The following is a 24,306-nucleotide window of genomic DNA, read 5'->3' on the forward strand; positions in this document are numbered from 1 at the left end:
CGCAGGACCCCGTGCCGGCCCCGGGTCCTCCGGCCGCCGCCGCCCGTTCACCGGCCCGTTTCGCCACGTTCCGTACGCGTTCGGTCACCCAGGAGTCCAGAAACCGTGCGCACGCCCCTCGTGGCGGGAGTGTGTCGTACCCCACACTGAGGGAGGTGCCTGAGCCCCCGGAGCGCGTACCCCCTTCGGCGCCGCTCGTCCGCCGCGGTGCGGGCGGCGGTGCGGCCGCGCCCGTCCTCGTCTCGCGTGTCGTCCCCGAACCGGCAGCGATCAACTTGGAGGCCGCCCCCGTGCAGACCCGGACCCCGGCCGGCGCGGCCCTCGCCGCCCCCGCCGTTCCCCCCGCCCCCGCCGTTCCGGACTCCCCGGGCGCTCCGGCCCTGGCCGTCGTGCCGCCGGACGGCCCGCAGCCTCCTCCCCCCGACCACCCCCGGGCCGCCCCCGGGCGGGACGCGGAGCCGGACCCCGTACGCCTCCGGACGGAGCCCGCCCTCGCGCCCCGGCTGGGCGGACCCGACGGAGCGGGCCCCTCCGCCGACCTCTTCCGCCAGTACCTGCGCGAGATCGGCCGCGTCCCCCTGCTGACGGCCGCCGAGGAGGTCGAACTCGCCCGGCGCGTCGAGGCGGGCCTGTTCGCCGAGGAGAAGCTCACCCGCACCCCCGGTCTCGACGAGGGCCTCGCCCTCGACCTCGACCGGCTGGTGGTCATGGGCCGGGTGGCCAAGCGCCGCCTGATCGAGGCCAACCTCCGCCTGGTGGTCTCGGTGGCGAAGCGGTACGCCGGCCGGGGGCTGACCATGCTCGACCTGGTCCAGGAGGGCAACCTGGGCCTCATCCGGGCCGTGGAGAAGTTCGACTACACCCGCGGCTACAAGTTCTCCACCTACGCCACCTGGTGGATCCGCCAGGCCATGTCCCGGGCGCTGGCCGACCAGGCCCGCACCATCAGGGTCCCGGTGCACGTCGTGGAGCTGATCAACCGGGTCGTCCGCGTCCAGCGCCGCATCCTCCAGGAGCGCGGCTACGAGCCGACGCCCGAGGAGGTCGCCGCCCAGCTCGGCCTGACCGGGGAGCGGGTCGGCGAGGTGCTGCGGCTGGCCCAGGAGCCGGTGTCGCTGCACGCTCCGGTGGGCGAGGAGGACGACGTCAACCTCGGCGACCTCATCGAGGACGGCGACGCCCCCTCGCCCGTGGAGTCCGCCGCCTTCCTGCTGCTGCGCCGGCACCTGGACGCGGTGCTGTCCACCCTCGGGGAGCGCGAGCGCAGGGTCGTCCAGCTGCGCTACGGGCTCGTCGACGGCCGCCCCCGCACACTGGAGGAGATCGGCCGCCTCTTCGGCGTCACCCGCGAGCGCATCCGCCAGATCGAGTCCAAGACCCTGGCCAAACTCCGCGACCACACGTACGCGGACCAGCTCAGGGGCTACCTGGACTGACTGGGGGCCCGGGGCCCGGCGCGCGGCCGGGCGCGGCCGGCGTGGGCTCAGCCGAACGCGCCCGGATGCGTCTGCTCCCGCACCGTCACGTACTGCTGCCGCACCGCCTGACCCACCGCCAGCTCCTCGCCCGGTTCCAGGACCCGGCCGGCGGGGGCGGGCCACATCGGGGGCTGCTGCGGCGAGAGGGTGCCCTGGGCCACCCCCAGGGCCCAGGCGGCCTGGCGGGCGGCGCCCAGCGCCGTGTAGTCGGCGGGCTCGGGGACCACCACCTGCGCGCCCAGCAGGGCCGGAGCGATCGCCTGCACGGCCGGGAGGCCGGCCGCGGGTCCCAGCAGGAAGACCCGGCCGACCGACACGCCCCGGCCGCGCAGCACGTCGAGGGCGTCGGCGAGTCCGCACAGCATCCCCTCGAAGGCGGCACGGGCCAGGTGCTCCGGCTTCATGCTCTCGCGCCGCAGCCCGGCCAGCGTGCCGGCGGTGTGCGGCAGGTCGGGGGTGCGCTCGCCCTCCAGATAGGGCAGCAGCACCAGCCCGTGGGAGCCCGGCGTGGAGGTCAGCGCCAGCTCCGACAGCCCCTCCAGGGAGGTGCCGAGCAGATCGGCGGCACCGCGCAGCGCCCGTACGGCGTTGAGCGTGTGCACCACCGGCAGGTGCATGCCGGTGGCGTCGGCGAGTGAGGTGATCGTGCCGGTCGGCTCGGCCAGCGCCTGGTGGTGCACGGAGAAGACCGAGCCGGACGCCCCCAGCGAGACCACCGCGTCGCCCGGGCCGACGCCCAGGCCGAAGGCGGCGGCCATGGTCTCGCCCGTGCCGGCCGAGATCAGCAGCCCCTCCGGAGTGTGCCCGGCGGGCTCGGCCGGACCCAGCACCTCCGGAAGCTTCACCGGGTGGCCGAGCGCCAGCTCGGCCAGGTCCGCCCGCCAGGACTCGGTGGCGGCCGACCAGTAGCCGGTCCCCGAGGCGTCGCCGCGGTCGGTGGTGCGGCGCGGCGGGCGGCCCAGCAGCTGCCACGCCAGCCAGTCGTGCGGCTGGAGGACCTCGGCCACGCGCCGCGCGGCCTCCGGCTCGTGCCGGGCCAGCCAGCGCAGTTTCGCCACCGGCTGCGCGGCCTGCGGAACGGCGCCCACCGCCTGCGCCCACGCCTCGCGTCCACCGAGCGCGTCGACGAGGTCGGCCGCGGCGGTCTGCGCGCGCCGGTCGTTGCCGACCAGCGCGGGCCGCACCGGATCGCCTGCCTCGTCGAGTGCGACCAGTCCGTTCTGCTGCGCCGAGACCCCGATGGCCTGGACGCCCTCCAGGACCCCGCCGGCCGCGGCGTCGCCGAGCGAGAGCAGCCAGGCCTGCGGGTCGGTCTCGGTGCGTCTGCCCGCGGCGGCTCCGGTCCCGTCCTCCCCGCCGCCGGTGCTCCCGGGCACGGGATGCGGGGCGTATCCCTGTCTGACGACGGCACCGGTGTCGGTGTCGCAGACGACGATGCGGGTGTACTCGGACGAACTGTCCAGACCGGCGACTATCCCCATGCAGGAGATGATGCCTCACCGGCCGCGGGTGTCTCCTTCCGGCCCTACGGCTTGGTGGGGGAGTCCGCGCGGGCCGCCGTGTCGGAGGGGGCGCCGGGCCCCTCGCGCACCTCGCGTCCCTGACGCCTCTCGCGCCTCTCGCGCCTCCCGCCCGGCGGCTGCCCCGGCGGGCCGGGGGAGACCTTCACCAGCCGGGGCATCAGGGCCCTGACCGCGGGCTCCGTCCAGCGGGCGGCCAGCGGGCCGATTATCACCATCAGCAGCACGTACGCGGTGGCCAGCGGCCGGATCTCGGCGGCCACCCCGGCGGCCAGGCCGGCGATGACGATGGAGAACTCTCCGCGTGCCACCAGGGCGCCGCCCGCCCGCAGCCGGCCCCTGGGACTGATGCCGGCGCGCTGCGCCGCGTACCATCCGGTGACGACCTTGGTCACCACGGTCACCACGGCCAGGATCAGCGCCGGGACGATCACCGGCGGCATGTTGCCCGGGTCGGTGGACAGGCCGAAGAAGACGAAGAACACCGCCGCGAAAAGGTCCCGCAGCGGGGTGAACAGCCGCTGGGCGCTCTCGGCGACCTCACCGGACAGGGCGATGCCCACGAGGAACGCGCCGACCGCCGCCGAGACGTGGAGCTGCTGGGCGATCCCGGCGATCAGGACGGTCAGGCCGAGCACCACCAGCAGCAGCAGTTCGGGGTTGTCGGAGGAGACGGCCCTGCTGATCAGGCGGCCGTGGCGCAGCGCGACGTAGAGGACCAGGCCCACCGTGCCCAGGGCGACGACCAGGGTGATGCCGCCGCCCATCAGGCTGACGCCGGCCAGCAGGGTGGTCAGGATCGGCAGGTAGACCGCCATCGCCAGGTCCTCCATGACGAGGATGCCGAGGACGACGGGTGTCTCGCGGTTGCCGAGCCGGCCCAGGTCGGTGAGGATCTTGGCGATGACGCCGGAGGAGGAGATCCAGGTGACGCCGGCCAGCGCCACGGCGGCCACCGGCCCCCAGCCCAGGACGAGGGCGGCGACGGCGCCGGGCGTGGCGTTGAGGACGAAGTCCACCGCGCCCGAGGGGTACTGCGTCCTGAGGTTGTCCACCAGCTCGGAGGCGCTGTACTCCAGACCCAGCAGGAGCAGCAGCAGGATCACCCCGATCTCGGCGCCGATCGCGATGAACTCCTCGCTGGCGCTGAGCTCGAAGATGCCGCCGTGGCCGAAGGCGAGCCCGACCAGCAGGTAGAGGGGGATGGCGGACAGGCCGATCCGTCCGGCGAACCGCCCGATGATCCCCAGACCGAGGATGATGGCGCCCAGTTCGATGAGGAGCATGGTGGTGTCGTGCATGCTCAGCCCCCCGCGATGATCTGGGCGAGTTCCTCGACGCCCTGGCGGGTGCCCACGACCACGAGGACGTCACCCGCCTCCAGTCTGAAGTCCGGGCCCGGCGCCGGGTGCGGCGCGGTGCGCCGCAGGACCGCCACGATGGACGCACCGGTGCGGGTACGGGCACGGGTGTCACCCAGCGGCCGTCCCCGGTAGGGGGACTTGGCGGTCACCGGGATCCGCTCGGTGGCCAGGTCCAGCTCCCCGACGGCCAGGTCCGGCGCCTCGGGCTCGGGGGCGATCAGCGCGCCCAGGGAGGCGGCCTCGTCGGAGTCGAGCTGGAAGGACGCCTGGCAGGTGTCGGGGTCCTCGGGATCGTAGAAGCCCAGGAAGCGCCGGCCGTCCTGGTGGACGACGACGGACAGGCGCCGTCCGGAGCGGGTGGTGACGTCGTACTGGACGCCGACTCCCGGAAGCGGTGTACGTTTCATCGACAAGGCTCTCTCCCCCCGTGGAACGGATCGGGCGGGCCCTGGACGTGCGCCGCCGGAAGAGCCCGTTCGCGTGGAACCGAAGTCGATTTTCGCACAGGAAGGTGCTCCGGAGGCCGGACGCCGACGCGTATGCGCTGCTCAGAAGGGCGGCCGCGAACGGCCCCGGGCCGGTCCGAGGACGGAGGCGCGAACGGGGCGGGGAGGGGCGGCGGGTGCGGGACGTCTCCGCCCGGGGGCCTTCCGGCCCGGCCGGGCACGGTGGCCGGGGAGCGCCTGCGCGGCCCGGAGGGAGTGCGGAGTGGGGCGGGTGGGACTCGAACCCACGGCCGACGGATTATGAGTCCGCTGCTCTAACCGGCTGAGCTACCGCCCCGGGACGGCGCGCCACGCACATCTGTGCGCGCCGTCTGCCGCAGCATAGCCGCTCATACGATCTCCCGCCCGTGCCGGGGTGAGGCAGGGGCCGCGGGGCCCGTCATCACGGGCCGGAGGCCCGTCGCCGGAACGGAGCAGACACCCCGGAGGGCGCCGGACACAGGATCCGGCACAGGGCCGGAGACAAGAAGAAGGGCCCCTCGCGGGGCCCTTCTTCGACTGCTCCCCCGACTGGACTCGAACCAGTAACCTGCCGGTTAACAGCCGGCTGCTCTGCCAATTGAGCTACAGGGGACTGCTGCTCGGAGGCGCCCGTTCCGGTTCCCCGGGGGCGTTCCCCGCTGGCGAGGAATACAGTAGCGCATGCCGGGGGGTGCTCTGAAATCGGTATTCGCGGCGCGCCTCGGGGTACCCGGTGGAACGTCCGCCGCAGACCGATCAGGCGCACGCCCGCGCGGCCGGGCTGCGCCGGAAGAGACCTGAGAAAGGGTGGAGCCATGCGCTACCGGCTCACGTTCGTCGTAGGAGTCGCCGTCGGGTACGTGTTCGGCACGCGGGCCGGGCGGGAGAAGTACGAGCAACTGCGCGAGAAGGCCCGGAAGTTCGCCGAGAACCCCGCGGTGCGCAATGCCTACGAGTCCGCCGCGCACAACGGGCGGGAGATGGCCGGCAAGGCGCTGAGCACGGTCTCCGACCGGGTCGGCGACCGGGTGCCGGGCCCGGTCTCCGACAGGGTGCGCATGCTGCGCGGCCGCCGTGTCGAGCAGCGCACGCCGTTCGACGACGGCTGGGGAACCGGCAACGCCTGAGGGGTTCCGCCGCCCCGCGCGTCAGGGGCCGTCCGGCAGCCGCCCGGCGCGGGAGGGGTCCAGGAGGGGGGCGAGCGGATCGCCGTGCCTCTCCAGCCGGGAGGCCAGATCGCCGGCCGTGAAGACGAGGTCGCCGGGTTGTTCGCAGCCGGCGACCTCGTCCCATGTCACCGGGGTGGAGACGGCCGGCCGGGGCCGTGCGCGCAGGGTGTACGGGGCGGCGGTGGTCCGCGTCCACAGGTTCTGGCCGTGGTCGACGAAGACCCGTCCCTCGCGCAGCCGCCGGGGCACCCGGTCCACGACGAGGTCCGGCAGCGCCTCGGCCGCCTCGCGGGCCAGCCGCTCCGCGTAGCCGGCCGCGGCCTCGGAGTCGGCGGGCCGCAGCGGGGCGAGCACGTGCAGTCCCTTGGAGCCGGAGGTCTTGGCGTAGGAGGGCAGGCCGTCGCGCTCCAGCCGGTCGCGCAGCCACCGGGCGACCGTGCAGCACTGGACGATCGTGGCGGGGGCGCCGGGATCGAGGTCGAACACCAGCCGGTCGGCCATCCCCTCGGCGGGAAGCCGCCACTGGGGGGTGTGCAGTTCCAGGACGGAGAGGTTGGCCGCCCACAGCAGTGTCGGCAGGTCCTGGACGACGACCTGCCGGTCGGTCTTCCCGCCGACGCGGTGGACCTCGCGCACGGTCACCCACTCCGGTGTGCCGGGCGGCACGTGCTTGGCCATGAACGACTCGGCCTCCACGCCGCGGGGAGCGCGCACGAAGGACACCGGGCGGTCGCGCAGATGGGGCAGGAGCACCTCGGCGACGGAGGCGTAGTAGTCCACGACATCGCCCTTGGTGAAGCCGGCGGCGGGGTAGAGGACCCTGTCCAGGCTGGTCAGCTCGATCGTGCGGCCTTCCACGACGGTGCTCGTCATGGGGTGCGGGTTCCACGGACGGCGCCGTCCATGCGGGCGCCGCACGCTGCGCGCGGGCGCGGACGGGCGCGGACGGGCGCGGTCGGGGCACCGGCCGGAGCCGGGATCGTTGCGGGGCGCTTCGGGCTGCGGCTAGCCTACGTTCGTGATTCCGGTCATCCTTCGGAATCTCGAACGATCGCGGGTGCCGGTGAGCCCGGAGCCCTCGGGGGAGAAGGGAAGGGCTGCCATGGGGCGCCTCGTACCGGCCGTGACCAGGGCTCTCGACATTCTGGAACTCTTCCTGGACGGGGACGGGATCCTGTCGGCGCCGGAGATCACCCGGAAGCTCGGCCTGCCCCGCACCACCGTCCACGAACTGGTGACCACCCTGGCCGCGCGCTCGTATCTGGTGCCGGTGCCCGAGCAGCCCGGACGTTACCGGCTCGGGGTGCGCACCTACCAGCTCGGGAGCCGCTACGCCGAGCAGCTCGACCTCGCCGCCGAAGGGCAGCAGGTGGCCCGGAGCGTCGCCGAGACCTGCGACGAGACCGTGCACGTGGCCATCCTGGAGGGCGCCGACGTCATCTACATCGCCAAGGTGGACAGCACCCACGCGGTCCGCATGGTCTCCGCCGCCGGCCGGCGCCTGCCCGCGCACTGCACCTCGGTGGGGAAGATGCTGCTGGCCTCGCTGCCTCCGGACGAGCTGGACGCGCGCCTGCCCGGCCCCGGCGACGAGCCGCTGCGGGCGATGACGGAGAACTCCGTCACCTCGCCGGAGAAGCTGCGCGAGGTGCTGGCCGAGATCCGCGGACGCGGCGTCGCCGTCGAGCGGCGCGAGTCCAACCCCGATGTGAGCTGCGTGGCCGCACCCGTGCGCGACGGCACGGGGAAGGTGGTCGCGGCGCTCAGCATCTCGGTGCCCATGATCCGCTGGAGCGAGGAGCGGCGCACCGAGCTGGAGGCCCTGGCGGTCGAGGGCGCGGCCGAACTGTCGGCGCGGCTGGGGTACCGCGGCGCGGCGTAGGCGGGCGGGGACGGGCGGGCACGAGCGGACACGCGGGCGCCGACCGGCGGCCGACGAGCAGGAGAGGGGCGGGACGGCCATGGCCGGATCAGGGACACCGGCGCGACTCGAGGTCGCGGTGCGGCAGGGCGCGCTGCTGGGCGAGGGGCCCACATGGGACGCGGAGCGCGAGCGCCTGGTGTGGGTGGACATCCTCGGGAGCCGGGTGCACACCTACGCCCCGGCCGACGGCCGCCGCACGGTGCTGGCGACCGAGCAGCACGTGGGCGCGGCCAAGCCGCGGGCGAGGGGCGGCCTGGTGGTCAACCTCCGCGACGGGGTGGGCCTGTACGACGGGGACGGCTCGTTCTCGTGGCTGCACCACGAGCCCGTCGCGGGCCGCCGGGGCAACGACGCCGCCGTCGCCCCCGACGGCGCGCTGTGGGCGGGCACGATGGCGTACGACGAGCGCCCGGGCGGGGGCACGCTCAGCCGCATCGCCCCGGACGGCTCCGCCGTCACGGTCCTGGCGGACGTGACCATAGGCAACGGCACGGGCTGGAGCCCGGACGGGCGGCTGATGTACTACATCGACACCCCCACCCGCCGGATCGACGTCTTCGACACCGACGGCCCCGAGGTGCTGGGCCGCCGGACGCTGGCACGGATCGAGGAGGGCGCGGGCTTCCCCGACGGGCTGACGGTGGACGCGGAGGGCTGCGTCTGGGTCGCGCTGTGGGGCGGGGGCGCGGTCCGGCGCTACACCCCCGACGGCAGGCTGGACCGGACGGTCACCGTCCCGGCCTCCAACACGACGGCGTGCGCGTTCGGCGGGCCGGGCCTGCGGGACCTCTACATCACCACGGCCCGGACGGGCGCCGACCCCGGCGCGGAACCGCTGGCCGGCTCGCTGATGGTGCTGCCGGACGCGGGGGAGGGGCTCGCGCCGCCGCCTTTCGCGGGTTGACACCAGATCTTCACAGGGAGCGTCTTCTCCTCTTCCTTCCGGGACTCGTAGCCTGCGGACTCCATGACCTACTGCGTCACATGCCGTCGGCATCTCAACGGCGCCCTCTCCTGCCCGGGTTGCGGCACACCCAGCCACGGCCTGGCACCGGCGGACACCTCCGCTCCGGCCTCCGCCGATCCGTACGGCCAGGGGCACGGTCCGTACGGCGGTGACGTGCACGGCGGCGTGCACGCCGGGGACGCGTACGGCGGATACGGCGGCGGGTACGGCGCCGGCCACGACGGCGGGTACGGGCAGGGCGGCGGGTACGGTCACCAGGGTGGCCGCGAAGGCGCCCACCCGCGGTTCCGGCAGGCCGGGCAGGAGACCCCCGGCGGAGGGCCCGGCCTCCACGGCGACGCCCGCGACACATACGGCGACGCGTACGGCGCGGAGGCGTACGGCGGGTACGACGAGGAGCACGGCGAAAGTGACGGCGACCCCGGCGACGGCCCGGACGGCGGGCCCGGCGAGGGCCGTGCGGCGGCACGCGCCGCCGCACGGCGCGGCCGCCGGGCGCGGTCGCAGGCGGGGCGGCGGCGCCGCGCGGCCGTCGTGGGCCTGATACTCGGCGCAGGAGTGGCCACCCTCGGCGTCGCGGAGTTCACCACCGAGGGCGTGCTGAAGGAGCTGCCCATCCCGGGCGTCTCCCCGGACGGCGGTGTGGACGAGTCCGACGGCGGTGCCGACGGCGAGGAGGGTGCCGGATCCGCCGGCTCCGACGAGCAGCCGCCCGGGGCGGAGCGGCCGGGCGCCGGCCCGTCGGGCTCCTCCTCCGCCGAGCCCTCCGCGTCGGGCTCCTCCTCGGCCGGGCCGTCGGAGTCGGCGGACCCCTCGGCGGATCCCTCCGCCTCCGCGGACCCCTCGACCACCGCGGTGGAGAGCGGCAGCGTCACCACGGCCCCCGAGCCCACCGCCGATCCCACCCGGTCCCCCGAGCCGCCGCCCCAGGAGACGCGGCCCGCCGATCCGCCGCCGCCGCCTCCGGAGGAGCCGGAGCCCGAGCCGACGCCCACCTGCGAGCGCTTCCTGTGGTGGTGCAGCTAGGGCGGGACCGTTCCCGTCTCCTCCGTCCCGCGTCCGCCGCGGCGTGCCCGGCGGCGTCCGAGGGGAGGTGCCGCGCCGCGCCCCGGACGGCCGTCCGGGGCGCGGCGCGGCACCTCCCCTCGGGCGACGAACGCGTCGAGGTGCTCGGCGGATGTCTCGAAGACGTTGATGAACGTGACGGTGGTGTCCGGCGCGCCGGCGGACCGGCTGTCTGTGGTCACGGGGACTCCAGCGCTGGGTGGGGCCACCCGAACCGTTCCGGGCGGGCGGGCCGGCCGGCGGCTCGGGCCCCGCCGTGCAGGGCGGCGGATCGCAGCGTAGCGAACACGGGCCTGGGGAGGGCGGGTTGAACGGACCGTGCCCCGGAGGCCGCGGACGGTGCGGACACCCGCGGCCGGACCGCCACGCGGCCGCGGCCGGCCGTGGGTCCCTCCGCCTCCGGTGCCGGACGCCCGCGGCCGCTCGCCGGGGCTGTTTCTGCGCAAACCATTGACGTGAGCGGTGTTGAATCCTACTTTCCCGTTCGGAGATACGATCAGTATTCGAAATTTCGAACGTGAGGGTGGATCGTATGCGTCGAACCTCCGTGCCGGACCGCGCCCCCAGCCGCCGGCGCGTGCTCGGCGGCGTGGCCGCTCTGGCCGCCGTGACGGCCACCGGGATCGCGGGCACCGCGGGATGCGCCGCCCCCGCCGCCGTGGGCGCGGGCCGCACCCGGCTGCGCTTCTGGCACCTCTACGGCGGCGGCGACGGCGTCAACATGCAGACGATGCTGAACGCCTACCGCGCGGCACACCCGGAGATCGCCCTCCAGGCCTCCACGCTCCAGTGGGGCGCCCCGTACTACACCAAGCTCGGCATGGCGGGAGCCGGCGGCCGGGCCCCCGAGGTCGCCGCCCTGCACCTGGCGCGGCTGCCCGGCTTCGGCCCCGGCCGGCTGCTCGACCCCTTCGACCTCGACCTGCTGGCCGAACACGGCCTCACCGAGAAGGACTTCCCCGCCGACCTGTGGCGGCGCGGCCGGATCGACGGCGCGCAGTACGCCGTCCCGCTCGACACCCACCCGATGGTCCTCTACTACAACACCGAGATCTGCGGAGAGGCCGGACTGCTGGGCGGGGACGGAAAGCTGCGGCCGGTCCGCGGCGCCGAGGAGTTCGCCGCCGCGCTGCGCGCCGCGGGCAAGGTCACGGGCAGACCCGGTCTGGTCATGGAGACGCTCGGCGCCGGCACCATCGGACCCTGGCGCCTGTTCTCCACCTTCTACTCCCAGACGGGCGGCACCCTGCTGAACGAGGACGCCACCCGCATCACCATCGACGACGCCAAGGCGCTGAAGGTGCTGCGCTTCATGCGGCGGCTGGTCGAGGAGGGCCTGGCCCACCACCGCATCGACTACAACGGCACGGTCGGCGTCTTCGGCGGCGGGGAGAGCGCGTTCCTCCTCAACGGCGAATGGGAGGTGAGCACCTTCGCCAACCTGGACCTGCCGTTCTCGATGACCAGGGTGCCGAACATCTTCGGGCGCCCCACCGTCCAGGCCGACTCCCACTGCTTCGTCCTCCCGCACCAGCGCGACCGCGGCGGCGAGGGCAACGAGGCGGCCCACGCCTTCGTCGCCTGGATGCTCAAGAACACCGTCGAGTGGGCCAAGGGCGGCCACGTCCCCGCCTACCTCCCCACCCTGGAGAAGCCCGACTACCTCGAACTGGAGCCCCAGTCGGAGTACCGGTCGGTGATCGACGACGTCGTCCTGGACCCGCCCGCGTGGTTCGCGGGCTCGGCGTCGTCCATGTGGATCCAGCTCGGCGCGGTCTTCTCCGGGGTGCTCACCGGCTCCCGCACACCGCGGGAGGCACTGGAGGAGGCCAGGTCCCGGCTCCAGACCCTGCTCGACACCCCCAACCCGCTCGGAGGCGACGCATGACCGCGACCACGCCCACCGCCCCGGCGCCGCCGGCCGCGGAAGCCGCCCGCACCGGGACCGGGCCCCTGAGCGCGGGCCGCCGCTGGACCGAGCACGGCCTGGTCTTCACCGCGCCCTTCCTGCTGCTGTACGCCCTCTTCCTGGTCTGGCCGGTGCTGCTGGGCCTGAAGATGAGCCTGGGCGACGACAACATCACCGGCACCGGCAGCACCTTCACCGGCCTGGACAACTACGCCGAGGCGCTGCGGGACCCCGGGGTCTGGTCGTCGCTGTGGAACACGGTCTGGTTCACGCTGCTGTCCACCGTGCCCCTGGTCGTCACGGGCCTCGTCCTCGCCCTGCTCGCGCACCACCTGCGGGTGGTCCAGTGGCTGTGGCGGCTGAGCTGGTTCACGCCGTTCCTGCTGCCGTCGGGCGTCGTCGGCCTGCTGTGGCTGTGGATGATCTACCCGTCCGACTTCGGCCTGGCCGACCTGCTGCTGCGGTCGTTCGGCCTCGACCCCGGCATCGGCTGGCTGACCGACACCCGCTACGCGATGCTCTCGATCGTCCTGACCACCGTGTGGTGGACGGTCGGCTTCAACTTCCTGCTCTACCTCGCCGCACTCCAGGCCATCCCCCAGCACCTGTACGAGGCCGCCGAGCTGGACGGCGCCGGGGCCTGGCGGCGGCTGCGGCACATCACCCTGCCGATGCTCAACCGCACGACGGGCGTGGTGGCCGTCCTCCAGCTCCTCGCCTCCCTGAAGATCTTCGACCAGGTCTACATCATGACCGGCGGAGGCCCCGACGAGAGCACCCGTCCGATCCTGCAGTACGTCTACGAAGCCGGCTTCACCGGCTACCGGATCGGCTACGCCTCGGCCGTCTCCTACGTCTTCTTCGCCCTGATCGTGATCGTCTCGCTGATCCACCTGCGGATGACCCGCCGTTCCCGTGAGGAGGCCGCCAAGTGAGCGCGACCGCGAAGGCCGTGACCCCCGCCGCACCGTCCACCGGCCCCGGCCGGGAGCCGGCCGGGACGCTCCCGGCCCCACCGTCCTCGCAGTCCTCGCCGGCCGGGCCTGCCGGACCTGCCGACCCGACCGGCGAGGCCGGCAGACGGCCGCGCTGGACCCCGGGCCGCTTCGCGCTGCTCGCCGCGGCCCTCGTCCTGGCGGCGCTGTGGGTGCTGCCGCTGGCCTGGGCGGTGGCCACCTCGCTCAAGCCCGAGAGCGAGACGACGCGCACCTCGCTGGAGTGGATCGGCTCACGCGTCACCTTCGACGCGTACGAGAAGGTGTGGGCCTCCGGGGACCTGGCGCGCTGGATGGTCAACTCGGCCTACATCTCGACGGTGACGACCGTGCTGACCGTCACGACCTGCGCCATGGCCGCCTACGGCTTCTCGCGCACCGAGTTCCGCGGCCGGAAGGTCCTCTACGGCCTGGTGCTGGCCGGGATCATGGTGCCGCCGCAGGTGCTGATCGCCCCGCTCTTCGCCGAGATGGTCTCCCTCGGACTGGTCGACACCTACTGGGGCGTGATCCTGCCCCAGGTCGCCGTCCCCGCGATGGTGTTCATCCTGGTGAAGTTCTTCGAGGGGGTGCCGAGGGAGCTGGAGGAGGCCGCCTACGTCGACGGCGCGGGACGCTGGCGGGTGTTCTGGACGGTCGTGGTGCCGCTGTCCCGGCCGGTCCTGGCCGCCGTCGCCATCTTCACCTTCATCCAGACCTGGAACAACTTCCTGTGGCCGTTCCTGGTGACCACCGACCCGAACGTGATGACGCTGCCGGTCGGCCTGGTCAACGTCCAGTCCACCTACGGCGCCCGCTACGCCCAGGTGATGGCCTCACTGGTCATCGCCGGGCTGCCGCTGCTGCTGGTCTTCGCCTTCTTCCAGCGGCAGATCGTCCGCGGCGTCGCCCACACGGGGCTGGCCGGCCAGTGACGGCGGCGCAGGCCCGCCCCCGAACACGGGAGAGGAGGTCCCGAGAAACCGCGAACCCCGGCCGCTCACCGAGAACTTCCGAAGGAGCCCGATGAACAGCCGCACCCCCCACGGCACACCATCCCGCACATCCGTCCGCAAACCCTCCCGCACCCACGTCCGCCGGGTCCTGACGGCCCTGACCGCGGCCCTGCTGGGCACGCTCGTGGCCCTCGTCCCCGGCAGCGCCTCCGCCTACCCCGGGCCCGGCCTGGTGACCGGCGACATCTCCGTCCACGACCCGTCGATGGTCCGCCTCGACGACGGCCGCTACATCCTCTACTCCACCCACAACGGTCCCCAGGCGCGCATCTCCACCGACCGGACCCGCTTCACCCACGCCGGGGCGGCGTTCCCCAACCCGCCCTCCTGGTGGGGCCGGTACTCGCCCGAGCGCAGCCCCTGGGCCCCGGACGTCTCCAAGCAGGGCGGCCGGTACTGGCTGTACTACTCCCTGTCCACCTTCGGCTCCAACAACTCCGCCATCGGCGTGGCCACCAGCCCCAGCGGACTGCCCGGCACCTGGACCGACCACGGCCCGGTGCACACCACCACCACGGGCTCGGACCACAACGCCATCGACCCCAACCTGTTCGTCGACGACGACGGGAAGTGGTGGATGACCTTCGGCTCCTGGTGGACGGGGATCAAGATGATCCGGCTCGACCCGTCCACCGGCAAGCAGCACCCCGGCGACCGCACCCTGTACTCCGTGGCCGCCCGCAACCCCACCAGCAACGGCATCGAGGGACCGACCCTGGTCAAGCGCGGCGGCTACTACTACCTGTTCGCCTCCTTCGACAAGTGCTGCGCCGGCACCGACAGCACCTACAGCATCCGCGTCGGCCGCTCCACCAGCCCCACCGGGCCGTTCCGCGACCGCAACGGCGTGGACATGCGCAACAACGGCGGAACGGTCGTCCTGGAGACCCACGGCCAGGTCGTCGGCCCCGGCGGCCAGTCCGTAATGTCCGACGTCGACGGCGACCTGCTCGTCTACCACTACTACGACCGGGCCAACAACGGCTCGCCCACCCTCGGCATCAACCTGATGCGCTGGGACGGCGGCTGGCCCGTCGTCCACTAGAGCACCGCCGGAACCCCTGACGAGATCCCCGGCCGGGCGGGACCCCTGGCGGGTCCCGCCCGGCCGCACCCCCGAAGCCCGCCCCCCGAACCGCCCAGAACCGTCCCGACGGAAGGAATCCATGAACACCGCAAGGTTCACCCTCGACCCCGCCTTCACCGTCGGCGAGGTCGACCCCCGGCTGTTCGGCTCCTTCGTGGAGCACCTCGGCCGCTGCGTCTACACGGGCGTCTTCGAACCCGGGCACCCCTCCGCCGACGAACAGGGCCTGCGCACCGACGTTCTGGAACTGGTCCGCGAACTGGGCGTCACCGCCATCCGCTACCCCGGCGGCAACTTCGTCTCCGGCTACCGCTGGGAGGACAGCGTCGGCCCGGCCGAGCAGCGCCCCCGCCGCCTCGACGCCGCCTGGCGGTCGGTGGAGAGCAACCGCTTCGGCCTGGCCGAGTACATCGACTTCGTCCGCAAGGTCGGCGGCGAACCCATGATGGCCGTCAACCTCGGCACCCGCGGTGTGGCGGAGGCCCGCGAGCTGCTGGAGTACGCCAACCACCCCGGCGGCACCGCCCTGTCCGACCTGCGCGCCGCCCACGGCGACAAGGAGCCCTACGGCATCCGGCTGTGGTGCCTGGGCAACGAGATGGACGGCCCCTGGCAGACCGGCCACAAGACCGCCGCCGAGTACGGCCGGCTGGCCGCCGAGACCGCCCGCGCCATGCGCCAGCTCGACGACTCCCTCGAACTGGTCGCCTGCGGCAGCTCCAGCCAGGCGATGGACACCTTCGCCGCCTGGGAGGCCACCGTCCTGGCCGAGACCTACGACCTGGTCGACCACATCTCCCTGCACGCCTACTACGAGGAGGAGGACGGCGACCGCGACTCCTTCCTGGCCTCCGCGGTGGACATGGAGTCCTTCATCGAGAACGTGGTGGCCACCTGCGACCACATCGGGGCCCGGCTGAAGTCGCCCAAGCGCATCAACCTCTCCTTCGACGAGTGGAACGTCTGGTACCAGCGCCGCTTCCACGCCCGGCCCCTGCCCGACTGGGAGGAGGCGCCCCGGCTGCTGGAGGACAACTACACCGTCACCGACGCCGTCGTCTTCGGCTCCCTGCTCATCGCCCTGCTGCGCCACGCCGACCGGGTGGCCGTGGCCTGCCTGGCCCAGCTCGTCAACGTCATCGCCCCGATCATGACCGAGCCCGGCGGCCCGGCCTGGCGGCAGACCACCTTCCACCCCTTCGCCCAGGCGTCCCGCCACGGACGCGGGCAGGTGCTGGACGTGCGGGTGCAGTCGCCCACGTACACCACCGCGAAGTACGGCGAGGTGCCGCTGCTGCACGCCACCGCCGTACGGGACGGGGCCACCGGCGCCGTCACCGTCTTCGCCGTCAACCGGGACCGGCACGGCGCCCTGCCGCTGGAGGTCGCCCTGCACGGTCTGACCCTGGAGCGGGTCGCCGAGCACAGCGTGCTGGCCGACGCCGACCCCGAGGCCCGCAACACCCTCGCCGACCCCGAGCGGGTCGTCCCCCACCAGGGGGAGGGCACCGAGCTGGCCGGCGGGGTGCTGCGCGCCACCCTGGAGCCGATGTCGTGGAACATGATCCGGCTCGTCTGACGGGCTGACGTGCCCGCGTGCCGACGGCACGGCGGCGGGGGCGGCCCGGTCCGGGCCGCCCCCGCCTCACGCGTACCGCCTCGCGCGTACCGCCTCCGGTGCGCCCCGCCCCGGCCTGCCCCGTCTACTCGGTGGAGAAGGAGTGGACGGTGGTGGAGCGGTAGGTGCGCCCCGGCCGCAGCACGGTGGTGGGGAACGACGGCTGGTTGGGGGAGTCGGGGAAGTGCTGGGTCTCCAGGCAGAAACCGTCGCTCTGCCGGTAGACCCGCCCCGAGGTGCCCTCCAGCGTGCCGTCGAGGAAGTTGCCGCTGTAGAACTGCACGCCCGGCTCGGTGGTGGCGATCCGCATCACCCGCCCGGAGACCGGCTCGCGGACGGTGGCGAAGTGCTCGGGCTCGGCGGTGATGCCCTTGTCCAGCACCAGGTTGTGGTCGTATCCCTGCCCGTACAGGATCTGCGGGTGCGCCTTGCGGATGTCCGTCCCGACCGGCTTGGCCCGCCGGAAGTCGAAGGGCGTGCCCGCGACCCGCTCCAGCTCGCCGGTGGGGATCAGCGTCTCGCCGACCGGCGTGTACCGGGAGGCGGCGACCTCCAGCTCGTGGTCCAGGATGCTGCCGCCGCCCTCGCCGGCGAGGTTGAAGTACGTGTGGTTGGTGAGGTTGACGACGGTGGGCTTGTCGGTGGTGGCCTCGTAGTCGATCCGGAAGTCGCCGTGCCGATCCAGCACGTACTCCACCCGGACCTCCAGCCTCCCCGGAAAGCCCATCTCGCCGTCCTCGCTGGTGCGCGTCAGCACCAGCCCCGTCTCGCCGCGCCGGGTGAACGGCTCCACCGCCCACATCCGCTTGTCGAAGCCGCGGTCGCCGCCGTGCAGGGTGTTGCCGCCGTCGTTGCGCGGCAGCTCGTACGTCCTGCCGTCCAGGATGAAGCGGCCCTGCGCGATGCGGTTGCCGTAGCGGCCGATGAGCGCCCCGAAGTAGGGGGAGCGGGCCTCGTAGGAGGCCGGGTCGGAGAAGCCGAGCGAGACGTTGGCGAGGCGGCCGTGCCGGTCGGGCACCTCCAGGGACTGCACGATGCCGCCGTAGGACAGCACCCGCAGCCGGGTGCCGCCGCACGACAGCGTCCAGACGTCCACCGCCGTGCCGTCCGCCAGTTCGCCGAAGCGGGCGCGGCGCGGAGCGGACGGTTCGCCCGGCTTCGCGTGCGCGGCCCCCGCGCCCGGTCCCGCGGTCGCCGCCGCCGCCAGCCCGGCCGCGGCGGCCGCGCCGATCACACTGCGTCTGCTGGTGCTCACGATCCCACCTTCCGTTTGTTCCAGACGTCGAACCCCACCGCCGCCAGCAGGACCAGGCCCTTGATGACCTGCTGGTAGTCGGTGCCGATACCCACCAGGGACATGCCGTTGTTGAGCACGCCGAGCACCAGACCGCCGATGACGGCCCCGAGTACGGTACCCACACCGCCGCTCATCGAGGCTCCGCCGATGAACGCCGCGGCGATCGCCTCCAGCTCGAAGTTGATGCCCGCCTGCGGGGTGCCCGCGTTCAGCCGGGCGGCGTACACGCAGCCCGCCAGCGCCGCCAGCACGCCCATGTTGACGAAGACCAGGAACGTGACCCGCCTGTCCTTCACGCCCGACAGCCTGGCCGCGGCCCGGTTGCCGCCGAGGGCGTACACATGGCGGCCGACGACGGCGTTGCGCATCACGAAGCCCAGCCCGATCAGGATGCCGCACATGATCAGCAGCACCACCGGGACGCCCCGGTAGCTGGCCAGCGTCAGGGTGAACGCCAGCACCGCCGCCACGATCGCCACGCACTTGAGGACGAACAGGCTCAGCGGCAGCACCTCCAGCTCGTACGCCTGCTGCCGGCGCCGGTCGCGCCACTCCTGGAACAGCACGAACGCCACCACGACCACCCCGATCAGCACCGTCAGGTCGTGGTAGTTCCCCAGCGGGCCGCCCTCGGGCAGGAAGCCCTGGCTGATGTTCTGGAAGCCGCGCGGGAAGGGCGCCAGCGACTGCCCCTCCAGCAGGATCTGGGTGCCGCCGCGGAACAGCAGCATCCCCGCCAGCGTCACGATGAACGACGGGATGCCCACATAGGCGATCCAGAACCCCTGCCAGGCGCCGGCCGCCGCGCCGATCAGCAGCGAGCAGGTCAGCGCCACCGGCCAGGACATGTCGTGGTGGACCATCAGCACGGCCGCCGCGGCCCCGACGAAGGCGGCCAGCGAGCCGACGGACAGGTCGATGTGGCCCGAGATGATCACGATCATCATGCCCATGGCCAGGATCAGGATGTAGCTGTTCTGCTGGACGATGTTGGACACGTTGACGGGCTTGAGCAGGTTGCCGTCGGTCCAGATCTGGAACAGCACGACGATCAGCGCCAGTGCGACGAGCATCCCGTACTGCCGCATGTTGGAGCGCACGGTCCGCAGCAGCAGCGCCCCGGCGCCCGTACCGCCCCCGGTGCCGCCCGTACCGCCGCGGGAGCCGGAACCGCCCCGGGCGCCCTTCACCGGCCCGCCCGCAGACCCTCCCGGTCCCCTGCGCGCCGCGGTCTCTTCGGTCGTCATCTGCTGCCTCGGCTTCCGTCCATCGTCATATGACGCATCAGCACTTCCTGGTCGGCGTCCTCGCGCGCCACCTCGCCGGTCAGCCGCCCGGCCGCCATGGTGTAGATCCGGTCGCACATCCCCAGCAGCTCCGGCAGTTCGGAGGAGATCAGCAGCACCGCCCTGCCCTGGGCGGCGAGCCGGTCGACGGCGGTGTAGATCTCGTACTTCGCCCCGACGTCGATGCCGCGCGTCGGCTCGTCGAGGATCAGCACTTCCGGATCGGCGTGCACCCACCTGCCGAGCACGACCTTCTGCTGGTTGCCGCCGCTGAGCCGGCCGACCTGCTCGAAGACGGTCGGGGTCTTGATGTTCATCGACCTGCGGTAGCCCTCGGCGACCCGCCGCTCCCGGTGCTCGTCCACCACTCCGGCCCGGGCCAGCTTCGGCAGCGAGGCCAGGGAGATGTTGCGGCTGACGGTGTCGATCAGGTTCAGCCCGTAGGTCTTGCGGTCCTCGGTGACGTACGCCAGACCGTGCGCGACCGCCCGCGGCACCGTACGGGTGTCGGCCTCCCGCCCGCCGATCCGCACCGTCCCGCCCGCGTACAGGCCGTAGGAGCGGCCGAAGACGCTCATCGCCAGCTCGGTGCGGCCCGCGCCCATCAGCCCGGCGATGCCGACGACCTCGCCGCGCCGCACCGTCAGCGACACGTCGTCGACGACCTTGCGCTGGTGGTCGATGGGGTGGCGGACCGTCCAGCCGGAGACCTCCAGCGCCACCCGCCCGGCGTCCGGCCCCCGGTAGCGGGTGCGCGGCGGGAAGCGGTGGTCCAGGTCGCGGCCGACCATGCCGCGGATGATCCGGTCCTCCGAGACCTCCGCGGGGGCGCCGGGGGAGGGGCGGACGGCGAGCGTCTCGACCGTCCGCCCGTCGCGCAGGACGGTGACGGTGTCCGCCACCTCGCGGATCTCGCCCAGCTTGTGGGAGATGAGGATGCAGGCGATGCCCTGGGAGCGCAGCTCCCCGATGAGGCCCAGCAGCTTGGCGCTGTCCTCGTCGTTGAGGGCGGCGGTCGGCTCGTCCAGGATCAGCAGCCGCACCCTCTTGGCCAGCGCCTTGGCGATCTCCACCAGCTGCTGCTTGCCCACGCCGATGTCGGCGACGCGGGTCTGCGGGTTCTCGCGCAGCCCGACCCGCCGCATCAGCTCGGCGGCGTGGCGGACGGTCTCGTTCCAGCGGACGACGCCGCGGGAGGCGTGCTCGTTGCCCAGGAAGATGTTCTCGGCGATGGACAGGTAGGGCACCAGCGCCAGTTCCTGGTGGATGATGACGATGCCGCGCCGCTCGCTGGCCCGGATGTCGCGGAACGCGCACGGCTCGCCCTCGAAGAGGATCTCCCCCTCGTAGCTGCCGTGCGGGTGGACACCGCTGAGCACCTTCATCAACGTCGACTTGCCGGCCCCGTTCTCCCCGCAGACCGCGTGGATCTCCTTCGGCCGGACGGTGAGATCGACCCCGGACAGCGCCCTGACCCCGGGGAAGGTCTTGGTGATCGAGCGCATTTCCAGAACGCTGCTCATGGCTGCTCCTCGGCGGTGGGGTGGGGCGGACCGGGCTACTCGAGCTGGTCGGCGGTGTAGTAGCCCTCGTCCACGAGCAGCTCGGTGTTGGACTCGTCGATGCTGACCGGCTCCAGCAGGTAGGCCGGGACGGTCTTGACGCCGTTGTCGTAGGACTCGGTGTCGTTGACCTCGGGCTTGTCGCCCTTCAGCACGGCGTCGGTCATCCGCACGGCCTGCTCGGCGAGCTTGCGGGTGTCCTTGAAGACGGTCTGGGTCTGCTGGCCCGCGATGATCGACTTGATGGACGCCAGCTCGGCGTCCTGGCCGGTGACGACGGGGTAGGGCTTGGCCTTCGTGCCGTAACCGGCGCTCTTGAGGGCGGAGATGACGCCGATGGAGATGCCGTCGTAGGGGGAGAGGACCGCGTCCACGCGCTCGCTGCCGTAGTAGCGGCTGAGCAGGTCGTCCATGCGCTTCTGGGCGGTGCCGCCGTCCCAGCGCAGGGTGGTGACCTGGTTCATCTCCGTCTGGCCGCTGCGCACGACCAGCCGCCCGTCGTCGATGCGGGGCTTGAGGACGCTCATCGCGCCCTTGAAGAAGAAGCCGGTGTTGTTGTCGTCGGGCGATCCGGCGAACAGCTCCAGGTTGTACTTCCCGTCCCCCTTCCCGCCGCCCTCCTCCAGCCCGAGGGCGTCGACGATGTAACGGGCCTGGAGCTCGCCGACCTTGAAGTTGTCGAAGGTGGCGTAGTAGTCGACGCTCCCGGTGCCGCGGATGAGGCGGTCGTAGGCGATGACGGGGATGCCCGCCTCCTCGGCCCGGCCGAGGACGTCGGTGAGCGAGGAGCCGTCGATGGCGGCGACCACCAGGGCCCTGTGCCCCTTGGAGATCATGTTCTCGATCTGCGCGACCTGGTTCTCCACCTTGTCGTCGCCGTACTGCAGATCGGTCTCGTAGCCCGCGGCCTCGAACCGCTTCACCATGTTCCGGCCGTCGGCTATCCACCGCTCGGAGGACTTGGTGGGCATGGCGATGCCGATGGTGCCGCCCTCGGCGGCGTCGCCGGTGCCGCCGTCCCTGCCGCCCTCGGAGTTCTGGCCGCAGGCGGTCAGGGACAGGGCGAGGGCGGCGCAGGCGCCTACGGCGGCTCTGAGGGCGCGGGTGCGGGTGCGGAAGCGGTCGGGCATGGCGGTCAGTTCCCTTCGGACGCGGCGGACACGGGGGAGACGGGAGGCACGGCGGGCACGGGGTTCCCGGGTTCGTCGGGGAAGCGGTTGAGGGGGCCGGGCAGCCGGGAGCCGGCCGGGGACATCCCGTCCCCGGCGCCGAGGCGGGCCAGCAGGTCCAGGGCGAGCCGGCCGCGGCGGACCCGCTCGCGGGCGGTGTCCAGGGTCGCGTCGCGCAGGTGCGCGCCGTAGGGGTAGATGGCGGGGGCCTTGCTGAGCCCGAACTTGAGGTAGACCGGCGCGCCGCGCCGGATCAGCTCGGCGGCGTCGTACATCCGCACATAGCCGCCGAGGTCGTCCGGGGCCTCCAGGTAGAAGTCCATCGGGGCGCGGCTGACCCGGCGGATCTCGGTCAGGTGCTCCAGGGTCAGGTCGGAGGGCACGTTGATCGAGTCGGCGCCCAGCCGCTCGAAGACGGCGTAGGAGGCCGGGTTCACCGGGCCGATCAGCGCCGACACCTTGAGGGTGGTGTCGGCCGGCAGGACGCCGCGCGTCCGCATCCGGTGCAGCGTGTGCAGTACGCCCTCGTCGGCCACCAGCAGGCAGCGCACGCCGAGTTCGGTGGCGCGTACGGCGTCCTCGACGCATCCGGCGAGCGCGTCGTGGCCGCGGGCGCGCAGCCCCGCGCCGCCGGAGGACGTACGGGTGCCGGCACCGGTGTCCCAGGTGCCGCGCGGACCGGTGAACAGGCACAGCTCGACGTTCCGTTCGGCGCAGGCGCCGGCCATCTCGGAGATCTCGGCGTCGGTCAGCATCCACACGCCGCTGCCCTGGCTGATCCGGTGAATGGGGACGTCCAGGGCCTCGGCCTCCTTCAGCACGGTGGCCAGGGCCTCGGGCCCCTCGACGGAGGGGATCTCGGTGCGCCAGGTGCCGCCGTCGGGGAAGGCGTGCGGGGAGGAGTCGGAGGGGCTCCGGTCGGGACAGGGGTGGCCGAGGGAGGCGAGGGCGGCCTCGCCGGGGCGGCGGGGGCCGGAGGGTTTGATGGACGCTTCGGTCACGATGCTCCCTGGTTCGATCTTGTTCGACATCTCGTACGGCGTTCGCGGTCAAGGGCGCGGGCCGGGACCGCGGGCGGCCTGAAAGGGCGGGGTCAGGGCCGCAGCAGAACCTTGCCGACCCCGGGATCGCCGCCGCCGACCAGCGCGACGGCCGCGGCGAAGTCCTCCAGCGGCAGCTCGTGGGTGATCAGGGGCGCGGGCGCGAGCAGCCCGGCGTCGAAGGCCCGTACCGCATGGGCCCAGGCGGCCGGCGGGGCGCCGAAGACGGACCGGACGGTGAGCTGGCTGACGGACAGGTGGACGGGGTCGATGCCCCGCGCGCCCGGCCCGGGCAGCCCGGTCAGCACCACCCGCCCGCCGCGCCGGGCCAGCAGACAGGAGTCGTGGGCGGTGGTGGGCGCGCCGGCGGTCTCCACCACCAGGTCGTAGCGGCCGTGCAGCCCGCCGGCCTCCGCCGGGGCGCACACCCCGGTGGCGCCCATGGGCAGCGCCTGCTCGGCGCGCCCGGTGCGGGGATCGACGACCAGCAGCTCGGCCGGGGAGACCGCGGCCAGCAACTGCACGGCCAGCAGACCGAGCGTGCCCGCCCCGACCACGGCGATCCGCTCGCCGGAGCGCGGCCCGCCCGCCAGCACCGCCGCCGCCACCACGGCGGCGGGCTCCAGCAGGGCGGCCGAGCGCAGGTCGGCGCGGTCGTCGAGGACGTGCAGCAGCCGGGCGGGCAGGACGAGGAAGTCGGCGAAGGCGCCGGGCCGGGTGAAGCCGGTCTCGTCGTAGCCGCCGGTGCACAGGCTGGTGGTGCCCTCGCGGCAGCGGTCGCAGACCAGGCAGGCGCGGAACCCCTCGCCCACCACCTTCCGACCCACCAGCGCCGGGTCGGTGCCGGGGCCCACCGCCTCCACCGTGCCGGACCACTCGTGGCCGGGCACGACGGGGTAGCGGACGTAGCCCTCGGCCCGGGTGCCCGCGTACACCTCGCGGTCGCTGGCGCAGACCCCGGCCGCGTACACGGCCACCCGCGCCTCGCCCGGCCCGGGTTCGGCGCGGGGCGCCTCCACCAGCCGGTGGCCGCCGGGTCGCTCCACGAGGACGGCGCGCCCGGTACGGCGGACGCCGTCCGGCGCCGGGGCGTGTGCGGGTGCGTTCACCACTGGCTCCTCCCCGCGCCGCGCGGACCGCCGGCGCCCTGCGCGCCCGCCGGAAGGCGGACGGCCGCCCCCCGCAGATTCTGCGCCGGATGCCCGGACATGTCACCACCGCCCGCGAGACCGCCCCTCGCAGGACCGGGTGCCGCAGGGCAGGACACACCGCTCCGGCCCGCGCCGCACCGGCGGCCCCGGCGCGCAGGGCCCCGCGCGCCATCCCCGGCTGCCGGAGGCGCGCCCGCGCACCGGTGTGCGGCAGGGGCGTGAAGCCGGGCCGGTGCGAGCCCC

21 protein-coding genes and 2 tRNA genes are annotated in these 24,306 nt (G+C 73.5%); 10 read left to right on the forward strand and 13 right to left on the reverse strand.

The annotated features are described in order from the left end of the window. Nucleotides 1-155 precede the first annotated feature (155 nt). Nucleotides 156-1,436 (forward strand): RNA polymerase sigma factor, encoded by a 1,281-nt coding sequence (locus BMY40_RS01890; protein WP_245769782.1) that lies wholly within the window; start codon nt 156-158, stop codon nt 1,434-1,436. Nucleotides 1,437-1,483: 47 nt separating this feature from the next. Here the strand turns inward: BMY40_RS01890 and BMY40_RS01895 are convergent, their stop codons facing one another. The 5 genes from BMY40_RS01895 to BMY40_RS01915 all read right to left on the reverse strand — a co-directional run bounded on the left by BMY40_RS01895 (nt 1,484) and on the right by BMY40_RS01915 (nt 5,442). Continuing rightward, on the reverse strand, nt 1,484-2,959 hold the full coding sequence (locus tag BMY40_RS01895; protein ID WP_093654647.1) for an FGGY family carbohydrate kinase: 1,476 nt from the start codon (nt 2,957-2,959) through the stop codon (nt 1,484-1,486). Nucleotides 2,960-3,003: 44 nt separating this feature from the next. Next, nucleotides 3,004-4,299 (reverse strand): cation:proton antiporter, encoded by a 1,296-nt coding sequence (locus BMY40_RS01900; RefSeq protein ID WP_093654649.1) that lies wholly within the window; start codon nt 4,297-4,299, stop codon nt 3,004-3,006. A gap of 2 nt (nt 4,300-4,301) precedes the next feature. Then, nucleotides 4,302-4,775: a cation:proton antiporter regulatory subunit gene (locus tag BMY40_RS01905; RefSeq protein WP_093654651.1), complete on the reverse strand. Its 474-nt coding sequence runs from the start codon at nt 4,773-4,775 to the stop codon at nt 4,302-4,304. A gap of 296 nt (nt 4,776-5,071) precedes the next feature. Then, nucleotides 5,072-5,145, reverse strand: a tRNA-Ile gene (locus BMY40_RS01910). 224 nt (nt 5,146-5,369) lie between these two features. Next, nucleotides 5,370-5,442, reverse strand: a tRNA-Asn gene (locus tag BMY40_RS01915). Between the two features lie 202 nt (nt 5,443-5,644). Here BMY40_RS01915 and BMY40_RS01920 point away from each other — a divergent pair. Next, nucleotides 5,645-5,956 carry a YtxH domain-containing protein gene (locus BMY40_RS01920; RefSeq protein ID WP_093654652.1) on the forward strand — a complete coding sequence of 104 codons (312 nt, stop codon included), beginning with the start codon at nt 5,645-5,647 and terminating at the stop codon, nt 5,954-5,956. A gap of 21 nt (nt 5,957-5,977) precedes the next feature. Here the strand turns inward: BMY40_RS01920 and ligD are convergent, their stop codons facing one another. After that, a complete protein-coding gene (ligD, locus tag BMY40_RS01925; RefSeq protein WP_093654654.1) occupies nt 5,978-6,871 on the reverse strand; it encodes a non-homologous end-joining DNA ligase in 894 nt (297 codons plus the stop codon). 229 nt (nt 6,872-7,100) lie between these two features. Between ligD and BMY40_RS01930 the strand changes: the two genes are divergently transcribed. The 3 genes from BMY40_RS01930 (at nt 7,101) to BMY40_RS01940 (ending at nt 9,915) form a co-directional block, all read left to right on the forward strand. Next, nucleotides 7,101-7,880 carry an IclR family transcriptional regulator gene (locus tag BMY40_RS01930; RefSeq protein ID WP_093654656.1) on the forward strand — a complete coding sequence of 260 codons (780 nt, stop codon included), beginning with the start codon at nt 7,101-7,103 and terminating at the stop codon, nt 7,878-7,880. 79 nt (nt 7,881-7,959) lie between these two features. After that, nucleotides 7,960-8,826, forward strand: a complete 867-nt coding sequence (locus BMY40_RS01935; protein WP_093654658.1) for an SMP-30/gluconolactonase/LRE family protein — start codon at nt 7,960-7,962, stop codon at nt 8,824-8,826. 63 nt (nt 8,827-8,889) lie between these two features. After that, nucleotides 8,890-9,915: an SCO2400 family protein gene (locus BMY40_RS01940; RefSeq protein ID WP_093654660.1), complete on the forward strand. Its 1,026-nt coding sequence runs from the start codon at nt 8,890-8,892 to the stop codon at nt 9,913-9,915. Here BMY40_RS01940 and BMY40_RS01945 read toward each other — a convergent pair. Next, on the reverse strand, nt 9,912-10,136 hold the full coding sequence (locus BMY40_RS01945; RefSeq protein ID WP_093654662.1) for a hypothetical protein: 225 nt from the start codon (nt 10,134-10,136) through the stop codon (nt 9,912-9,914). The two genes, BMY40_RS01940 and BMY40_RS01945, sit on opposite strands and share 4 nt — an antisense overlap. A gap of 350 nt (nt 10,137-10,486) precedes the next feature. On the opposite strand from BMY40_RS01945, the gene BMY40_RS01950 reads away from it, so the two are divergent. From BMY40_RS01950 to arfA, 5 genes are all read left to right on the forward strand, one after another. Further along, nucleotides 10,487-11,842: an extracellular solute-binding protein gene (locus BMY40_RS01950; RefSeq protein WP_093654664.1), complete on the forward strand. Its 1,356-nt coding sequence runs from the start codon at nt 10,487-10,489 to the stop codon at nt 11,840-11,842. Further along, a complete protein-coding gene (locus tag BMY40_RS01955) occupies nt 11,839-12,798 on the forward strand; it encodes a carbohydrate ABC transporter permease (RefSeq protein ID WP_093654666.1) in 960 nt (319 codons plus the stop codon). Before BMY40_RS01950 ends, BMY40_RS01955 begins: the two co-directional genes overlap by 4 nt. Nucleotides 12,799-12,974: 176 nt before the next feature. Next, the gene (locus BMY40_RS01960; protein WP_245769850.1) at nt 12,975-13,772 is read left to right on the forward strand and encodes a carbohydrate ABC transporter permease; all 798 of its coding nucleotides are present in this window, start codon (nt 12,975-12,977) and stop codon (nt 13,770-13,772) included. 91 nt (nt 13,773-13,863) lie between these two features. Beyond that, nucleotides 13,864-14,898, forward strand: coding sequence for an arabinan endo-1,5-alpha-L-arabinosidase (locus BMY40_RS01965; RefSeq protein ID WP_093654668.1), 1,035 nt, complete (start codon nt 13,864-13,866; stop codon nt 14,896-14,898). A 121-nt stretch (nt 14,899-15,019) separates the two neighbouring features. Next, the gene (gene arfA / locus BMY40_RS01970) at nt 15,020-16,519 is read left to right on the forward strand and encodes an arabinosylfuranosidase ArfA (RefSeq protein ID WP_093654670.1); all 1,500 of its coding nucleotides are present in this window, start codon (nt 15,020-15,022) and stop codon (nt 16,517-16,519) included. 124 nt (nt 16,520-16,643) lie between these two features. Here arfA and BMY40_RS01975 read toward each other — a convergent pair whose 3' ends face one another. The 6 genes from BMY40_RS01975 to BMY40_RS02000 form a co-directional block, all read right to left on the reverse strand. Beyond that, nucleotides 16,644-17,813, reverse strand: coding sequence for an aldose epimerase family protein (locus BMY40_RS01975; protein ID WP_093654672.1), 1,170 nt, complete (start codon nt 17,811-17,813; stop codon nt 16,644-16,646). Beyond that, nucleotides 17,810-18,943, reverse strand: a complete 1,134-nt coding sequence (gene mmsB / locus BMY40_RS01980; RefSeq protein ID WP_093655681.1) for a multiple monosaccharide ABC transporter permease — start codon at nt 18,941-18,943, stop codon at nt 17,810-17,812. Before mmsB ends, BMY40_RS01975 begins: the two co-directional genes overlap by 4 nt. A 155-nt stretch (nt 18,944-19,098) precedes the next feature. Beyond that, nucleotides 19,099-20,664: a multiple monosaccharide ABC transporter ATP-binding protein gene (gene mmsA, locus BMY40_RS01985; protein WP_093654674.1), complete on the reverse strand. Its 1,566-nt coding sequence runs from the start codon at nt 20,662-20,664 to the stop codon at nt 19,099-19,101. 35 nt (nt 20,665-20,699) lie between these two features. Continuing rightward, nucleotides 20,700-21,833 carry a multiple monosaccharide ABC transporter substrate-binding protein gene (gene chvE, locus BMY40_RS01990; RefSeq protein ID WP_093654676.1) on the reverse strand — a complete coding sequence of 378 codons (1,134 nt, stop codon included), beginning with the start codon at nt 21,831-21,833 and terminating at the stop codon, nt 20,700-20,702. Nucleotides 21,834-21,838: 5 nt separating this feature from the next. Beyond that, complete coding sequence (locus tag BMY40_RS01995; RefSeq protein WP_425443056.1) at nt 21,839-22,873, reverse strand: hypothetical protein; 1,035 nt, start codon at nt 22,871-22,873, stop codon at nt 21,839-21,841. A gap of 92 nt (nt 22,874-22,965) precedes the next feature. Beyond that, nucleotides 22,966-24,021: a zinc-dependent alcohol dehydrogenase gene (locus BMY40_RS02000; protein WP_093654680.1), complete on the reverse strand. Its 1,056-nt coding sequence runs from the start codon at nt 24,019-24,021 to the stop codon at nt 22,966-22,968. Between the last annotated feature and the right edge of the window lie 285 nt (nt 24,022-24,306).

Source organism: Streptomyces radiopugnans (assembly GCF_900110735.1).
Classification (GTDB): domain Bacteria; phylum Actinomycetota; class Actinomycetes; order Streptomycetales; family Streptomycetaceae; genus Streptomyces; species Streptomyces radiopugnans.